Genomic DNA, 347 nt, shown 5'->3' with positions numbered 1-347 from the left:
GCTGGAAAAACTGCGTAACTGGCAAGAGAAATACAACCCAATAGCTAACCCTACCGACTGTGCTGCATTGCTTCACAAGCACATTGGGGCGAGAAAATCAGACAAGCAGTTAGAGAGCATGGGTGAAATCGCCTTTCTCTTTCGGGATGCGTCAGCGAAAGGAGATGACAAATACAAACCATCTTATGGGGGAGTGGCTCTGGCACCTCTTTGGTATCAACTCTTGCTAACACTGGAAAACCAGCTTGCTGAGCAAGGTAATACGCTTGATAATGGAGAGCGACTTAAACTGGTTGTGGATTACCCAGAAGACACTCCAGAATACACTAAGGTTGCCACAAATTTCC

Annotated in this window: 1 pseudogene; it reads left to right on the top strand. The window is 46.4% G+C overall.

The features are described 5' to 3' along the window. Window positions 1-347: pseudogene (locus A9165_RS16510) on the top strand (VPA1269 family protein); the annotation flags it as partial.

The organism is Alishewanella sp. HH-ZS (assembly GCF_001704375.1).
Classification (GTDB): Bacteria; Pseudomonadota; Gammaproteobacteria; order Enterobacterales; family Alteromonadaceae; genus Alishewanella; species Alishewanella aestuarii.
Note: the sequence above shows the minus strand (reverse complement) of the source record. Positions and strands in the feature narration are given on the sequence as shown.